Origin of the sequence: Sporosarcina thermotolerans (genome assembly GCF_042658975.1) — a bacterium.
Taxonomy (GTDB): Bacteria; Bacillota; Bacilli; order Bacillales_A; family Planococcaceae; genus Sporosarcina; species Sporosarcina thermotolerans.
This window is the reverse complement of record NZ_JBHSRM010000027.1, coordinates 65,089-71,517: the sequence shown is the minus strand read 5'-3', so window position 1 is coordinate 71,517 and position 6,429 is coordinate 65,089. Positions and strand designations below refer to the sequence as shown.

General features: G+C 40.4%; 7 protein-coding genes. 3 read left to right on the top strand and 4 right to left on the bottom strand.

Annotation, left to right across the window (positions count from 1 at the left end; all coding sequences use genetic code 11):
- Positions 1–168: 168 nt before the first annotated feature.
- A complete protein-coding gene (locus ACFPZG_RS17480; protein WP_283734257.1) occupies positions 169–1,143 on the top strand; it encodes an ABC transporter ATP-binding protein in 975 nt (324 codons plus the stop codon).
- On the top strand, positions 1,130–1,903 hold the full coding sequence (locus tag ACFPZG_RS17475; protein WP_317941317.1) for an ABC transporter permease: 774 nt from the start codon (positions 1,130–1,132) through the stop codon (positions 1,901–1,903). The genes ACFPZG_RS17480 and ACFPZG_RS17475 overlap by 14 nt, the downstream gene beginning before the upstream one ends.
- 184 nt (positions 1,904–2,087) lie before the next feature.
- Here the strand turns inward: ACFPZG_RS17475 and ACFPZG_RS17470 are convergent, their stop codons facing one another.
- The 4 genes from ACFPZG_RS17470 to ACFPZG_RS17455 all read right to left on the bottom strand — a co-directional run bounded on the left by ACFPZG_RS17470 (position 2,088) and on the right by ACFPZG_RS17455 (position 5,351).
- On the bottom strand, positions 2,088–2,276 hold the full coding sequence (locus tag ACFPZG_RS17470) for a hypothetical protein (RefSeq protein WP_283734259.1): 189 nt from the start codon (positions 2,274–2,276) through the stop codon (positions 2,088–2,090).
- A gap of 326 nt (positions 2,277–2,602) precedes the next feature.
- Entirely contained in the window at positions 2,603–4,111 is a 1,509-nt protein-coding gene (locus ACFPZG_RS17465) for a hypothetical protein (protein WP_317941316.1), read from the bottom strand.
- Positions 4,104–4,613 carry a sigma-70 family RNA polymerase sigma factor gene (locus tag ACFPZG_RS17460; protein ID WP_283734262.1) on the bottom strand — a complete coding sequence of 170 codons (510 nt, stop codon included), beginning with the start codon at positions 4,611–4,613 and terminating at the stop codon, positions 4,104–4,106. Before ACFPZG_RS17460 ends, ACFPZG_RS17465 begins: the two co-directional genes overlap by 8 nt.
- Before the next feature lie 117 nt (positions 4,614–4,730).
- Positions 4,731–5,351 carry a Pr6Pr family membrane protein gene (locus ACFPZG_RS17455; protein WP_381428218.1) on the bottom strand — a complete coding sequence of 207 codons (621 nt, stop codon included), beginning with the start codon at positions 5,349–5,351 and terminating at the stop codon, positions 4,731–4,733.
- Between the two features lie 165 nt (positions 5,352–5,516).
- Here ACFPZG_RS17455 and ACFPZG_RS17450 point away from each other — a divergent pair, with 165 nt between their 5' ends.
- On the top strand, positions 5,517–6,386 hold the full coding sequence (locus tag ACFPZG_RS17450) for a GNAT family N-acetyltransferase (RefSeq protein ID WP_317941315.1): 870 nt from the start codon (positions 5,517–5,519) through the stop codon (positions 6,384–6,386).
- The last annotated feature ends 43 nt before the right edge of the window (positions 6,387–6,429 follow it).

Below are 6,429 nucleotides of genomic sequence, written 5' to 3'. Positions count from 1 at the left end.
ACAGAAGCAACGATAAGTCGAGAAGCCCCCACTTCAAACGCGAAGCGTTAAGTGGTGGGTAGGTTCACTTCAATATTTAGTAGAATGAGTATGTTTAAAGCAGGGAAATAATAGAGTCATGTAGAAGTTGAGTAGTGTAGGTATTTTTTGGTAGAAAGGATGCTTGTCATGGAACCAATTATTGAGGCTCGAAATTTAATGAAATCTTATAAAAAGCGAAAGTCGAAGGAATACATTCAAGCGGTTAATGACATTTCTTTTACAGTGAATAAAGGCGAAATTCTTGGGTTACTAGGGCCTAACGGTGCTGGGAAGACCACGACCATTAAAATGATTTGTGGTTTACTCATTCCTGATGCTGGAACCATTACGATTAACGGGATGGACAATCGCGAGAAACGCCTCGGGGCATTGCGGCATATTAGTGCAGTGTTGGAAGGGAATCGGAATTTGTACTGGCGATTGACGGTTCGGGAAAATCTTGAGTATTTTGCTGGGAACCGAGGTGCTTCACGAAAAGATGTTGCTCATCAAATCGAAGTCTTGTTAACAAGCTTTCATTTAAAAGAGAAGGAAAATGAACTCGTCAATCGGCTTTCACGTGGCATGCAGCAAAAACTTGCGATTGCCGTCGCAATGCTTGCGGATAGTGATGTCATATTATTGGATGAACCAACTCTTGGATTGGACGTGGAAACAGGGTATGAAGTGCGCGAATTGTTACGAACGATTGTCGATGAATACAACCGAACCATCATCATTAGCTCGCATGACATGAACGTCATTCAAGAATTATGTGATCGAACAGTAATCATTAATGACGGTAGAGTCATTGTAGACGATAAAGTGGAAAATTTAATGAAGCTATTTGAAGTTCGTGCCTATTCAATAACAATCGGGGACGCTTTGAGTGAGCACCAACAAAAATTGTTGCAACAAAAATTCCCGGACTATACTTATGTTGCAGATTCCATGCAGCCTATTATCCAAATTCATCTGACGAAAAGCGATGAAATTTACGAGTTATTTGACATGCTCAAAATGGGAGGAACTTCGGTCGAATCGATTGACCGCGATACGATCAATTTCGAACAAATCTTTATGAAAATCGTGAAAGGGGAAAAAGAATATGTATTGGGCTAACCTCCTGAAGGCAAATGTTCGGAAAGAATATATCGAGTTGAAACGGTATTTGCCAAATACACTTGCAATGGTTTTTACGTTTTACTTCATTTTTTTAGGAATGTTTACCGGAATTCAGTTGATTGGCGATCCGAATATGCAAGAGGCAAACATCCAATATGCGATCGTCAACTATATATTTTGGTTTTTAGCGATGATGGTGATGAACAGTGTCGGATGGACGATAACGAACGAAGCTATGCGCGGAACGCTTGAACAACTTTACATGTCTCCAATGGGTGTCTGGCGAATTATGGCGACACGACTCATTGCAACAACAGTCATATACTTTTTTATTATTGTCGGGTTGCTCTACTTATCAATGGCGACAACGGGTCAATGGTTAAATATAGACGTCATTTCCATTATGCCCATCCTTATCTTAACGCTCATTAGCATGTTTGGTGTAGGGTTCATGATTGCGGGAATTTCTATACTCGTGAAGCAAGTAGGAGCATTTTTACAAATACTGCAATTTATTTTAGCGGCTCTAACATTTATTCCGTTAACAGTGGCACCATTTTTTGCGTTTCTTCCATTTGTAAAAGGCGTAGATCTTGTCCGCCAAGTGATGATTCACGGTTACTCATTAAGTCAGTTTACAGTGGTGGATTTTTTAATTCTTGGATTTAATGCGATTGTGTATCTTACATTAGGCCTTCTATTTTTCATTTATTGTGAACGAATTGCTATGAAAAAAGGATTGCTTGCGCATTATTAAGTGAAGATGGGGAGAGAGGTTTCATGTATTCCATCATGTCTTTTACTAGTAATAAAAAAGGCTTTACTTCTATTTGAAGTAAAGCAGAGTTCAATATTCAATATGTTAAGAAAAAAGAGCAGTCCATTGATTTAAAATGAAAGCATCCCGTTAGTCGAGGACACTAAACTTCTTATGTAGTATGTTAATGCACAATGGAAGATCTTTCTTGTTCTTCTTCGAATTCATCTAATACGAAATCGATAAATCGATCAAGGTAAAGCTGTACGCCTAATTTCGCGACTGCTGAAACGTTCTTCCCATTCATTTCTGCGACAAGTTTGAGTTTCTTCATTTCGTAATCATTTAGAGTGACAGTGACATTTGTTTTCATGCATTAAACTCCTTTATTATTCCCTTACACAGGGATGTAGGGATTCTATATCAATTATCAACACTTGGGAAGCAATTTGCAATGGTAATTAAACGTAATGGCGATTATCCTGCTTCTTTACCTCTACGTGGCAGGGGAAAGAGAGTTTTATAAATAAGAAAACGGGCCTAGTCAGCCCGTCTTTTTTTCCAACCTCCCCCCCATCGCTGTTGTTTTATTGTATGCACGTTTACATCTATTGACTGGCATCCATATCCCTTAACGATGGGCGGCAATGAAAAAAAGGTAACGGCCCTGTGGACACGCCGCGGAACCGTTACTGCCCTTCAATCTATTTTATTATCCAACGTCTTCACCCATTCACTATCATTCCAAATGTCCGGATTGTCAACCGTCACATTATCACCACGCACCATGAAGTCATACGTATCTTTTCCACCTGTGTACCAATCAACGATGACTAACTTACCATTTACATTACGGATAAGAAATTCAGTACCTTCCCCATATCCGCCGCCATGATATTTAGTAATCGCAACAGGCAAGCTCAAGTAGAGAAATCCGCCGTCCTCATCATCCGTAAATTTCGCTTCCCAATCGTCTCTAATCTCAATATGTTTCACCTTATCATTAAAATGTCCGTACTTATCATGTTGGGATTGCACTTTCGTTTCGATATATTGTTTCAGGTTTTCATTTTCAATAAATCGTTCCAAGTCAATCGCCGTACCGTTCCATACGGCTTTATAATAGTCAGTGAGCACTCTCACACCCATTTCATAAGCCGTTTCGATATCCTCTTCAGATAATATCTCTTCATGTTTAGCTACATATTCGGGCTCATTGTTAGACCCAAGTCTTTCCCATTCCTTCACCTTCTCGTAAACAACTGGATTTCCTTCGGTTGCGACAGGGAAGGACAATGCATCGTAAACCACTCTTATTTTCATTCCAGAAACAATCCCTTCCAAAGAATCATCGATTAGAAAGTAGGAGGCTGAATTATGCTTGATCAGTACATCTACCCATAACTCCGCATCATCCATGAATTCATTTGTTACAAGGACTCGGTCACCCTCAATGGAGGCAACTGTCCCTTCATGTTCTTCGTACTTTACAGTCATGTCGAAAGATGGAATCGACTTTTGTTCCATGAAATCGGCTATGACATGTTCGTTTTTATTCTTGAATAAACCAAGCACTTCGCCCCTCGTTATAGGATCTTCCGGAAGATGTTGAACGAGCCAGTTGTTGGCGGCCTCAGCTTGGACTGTCCACTTTTGCAGGACGTTGAAATACTCATCATACGAAATACCGAACTTGAAATACTCATCATACGATATACCGAACATATTCTCTTGTGTTTTGAGGATACTATTCTTTTTATCTTCGCCTTCTTTATCCAAATCCGCATAGAAACCATCGCGCTGTTCAGCCACCTTTTTATCGATTGCTTCCATGTCTTCCCTGTACCCATTCGTTTTGGCATAATCAATCAAAGCGTCAATTTGCAACATGGTCTGCAAGGTAGCCTGCCTCATCTCGTCACTAACCTCGCCTCCATCTCCATTGCCAACCACTTCTTTCCTCAGCATAAAGTCATAGATCAGTTCATTAATGTCATAATCTTCTTCATCCGCAGTGGAGAAACTGTCCTGTAGCACATTGAATGCAAAAAACAGTACGGCTGCCGCAACAAGAGCAGTGATGGCCGCTGGCAGCGGATTCCGCTTTTTATGTTTGCGCTTGCCGCTAATAATCCGTTGTTTCACTTCATCCATGTCTTCCGAAGTAAACCCGGACACGGCATCTAAGCTCTTCTTCACTTCATTCATTGGAAAGCACCTCCCAATCTTCAGATCTCAGTTTTTCCCTCAATAACTTCCGCGCCTTCACCATTCGTGCCTTCACGGTGTTTTCGGACAACCCTAAAAAAGCGGCGATTTCTTTGATTTTATAACCTTCGTAGTAATAAAAAATGAGAACCTCCCGATATTTCAGAGGCAACTTCATAATCGAAATGGCAAGTTCCGTTCGTTCTTCTTTTAAAACAAGCGGATCCTGTTGCCTATGTATCGTCTCTACCCAATCATCAGTAAACAGCAAATTTCGAAACGACCAGCTACGCAGATGGTCCTTACATCGGTTGACGGTCAGTTTTGTAAGATACGCGCGCAACGTACCCCGTTCCTCATAGTTTGTTGATGCATTAAAGGAAATGAAGACTTCCTGCACGATATCCTTCGCCAACTCGCGATCTCGCACATAAAAGAACGCCATTTTCAATAAATGCTCGCCATGCGCATTCATGATCTTTGCCAATTCATCCTGATCCATGTCATCACCGCCTCTTCATAATGTTAACGGAGCTCAAGAGGAAAAGGTTGTCAAAATTGCAATTTAGGGAAAAAAAGAACCCAAACCAATGATGGTTTAGGTTCCTTCGCAATGTGTTCAAGATGATGAAGTGGCTGTATTTAACGTTTTGAAGTGAAGAAATATCCTATTTAAGAGGATCAATACAATGCCCAAAATAATATAAACGCACAAATACGCGATTATGAACACCGCCACATTTGCATAACTTCCAACACCCTCCGGAATTACTCCAGTAGGATTCAGAAAGAAATAAGGATAAAAACCATCAACCAATCCACGTAACAATGAAACAACACAATAAAGCAAAGGGAAGAGCATCCACAAGAAGATATGCTTATAGCTAAATTTTTTCTTGACCTCAAAAACGATCCAATTCATAAATACAAAGATTGGCAGTAAGTAATGAAGGGTAAAGTTCGTGATAATCCGAGTCCCAACATATTCTCCTCCGCTTGCAAGGAGGAAATGATAAGTGGTAATGACGATGAACATATAAATGATAGAGCAATTCTTAAAGAAATCCAATAAGGGAGTCAGGTGCTGCTTTCTTGATCTTATTGCGAAAACACTCAGTAAGAAAGTGACCGATACAAGAAGGTTCGATTGTATGGTGAATTTTGTTATCGAGATCCAAGGAGCAGGAGAATAGACGATATGTAAGATAACACTGAGGAACCCTATGAAAGAGGTGATCATATGAAAAACTAACTTTACGTTGTAATTGATCACGATGACATTCCTCCTTACCGCTCGTTACTTGAACAAGACAATATTTTACACTTCGCTTAAACTATACTATTATTCTGTTAATAGTTCAAAGAAGATCGTTACAATACCAAGAAAAATAGAGGGGGTTAATAAATGAGTAAACCCGTAATTCGAACTTATAAAGATTCAAGTGATTTAATACGGATGCAGAAACTTACACAAGCCATATGGTCACTTGAATCGAATTACCATATTGGCGATTTGGCATGGCAACGCTATCGACACGCCGGGCGCGAGGATGAATGGATTACTGCAATCTGGGAAGTGGAGGATAAACCAGTGGCATGGGGATGGGCAAAACTACCGGACAGTTTAATGGTTCAAGTTGACCCTGATTTCGGTGAATTAGCCAAGGATGTCATTGATTGGTTTGATAAAATAACGGAAATCAATGAACAAAAGGTAATCGTTCTTGAAACGGAGTCTCACCTTATTTCAGCCCTAAAAGATTCCCGATTCAAAATAGTAGAAGAAACTCCCGAAGTACTTGCAAAAGTTTCATTGGAAGATGGTCCTTTATCTATTAATTTGCCAGATGGATTTAAAGCGCGACATCTTTTGGGGGAGGGGGATGTAACAAAACGTGTGGCAATTCAAAAGGCTGCCTTCCCGCATTCAAGAGTCACGGAAGAAAGCTACCGGAATGTCATGAATGCCTATCCATACGATTCTTCTCTTGATTGGGTAATAGAATCCCCTGATGGTGAGTTCGCAGCATGTTGTTTAATTTGGTTTGATGAAGTAAATAAGGTCGGTTTACTGGAGCCAGTGGGGGCGGATCCGAAATTTTGGAGAATGGGGTTAGGCAGTTCCGTTTGTAAGCTTGCTCTCAATGCCTTGCGTGATAAGGGGGCAACCACTGCCGTTGTTGTTTGTACTTCCCCTAAAACACATGCATTTTACAAGTCTATCGGATTCGAACCATTTGCAGAAACAAGATCATTTCATCGGGTTAAATTTTAGGTTCCTGTGTGATGGCGGCAATGGTTAGTGGTTTTCGGAGTGT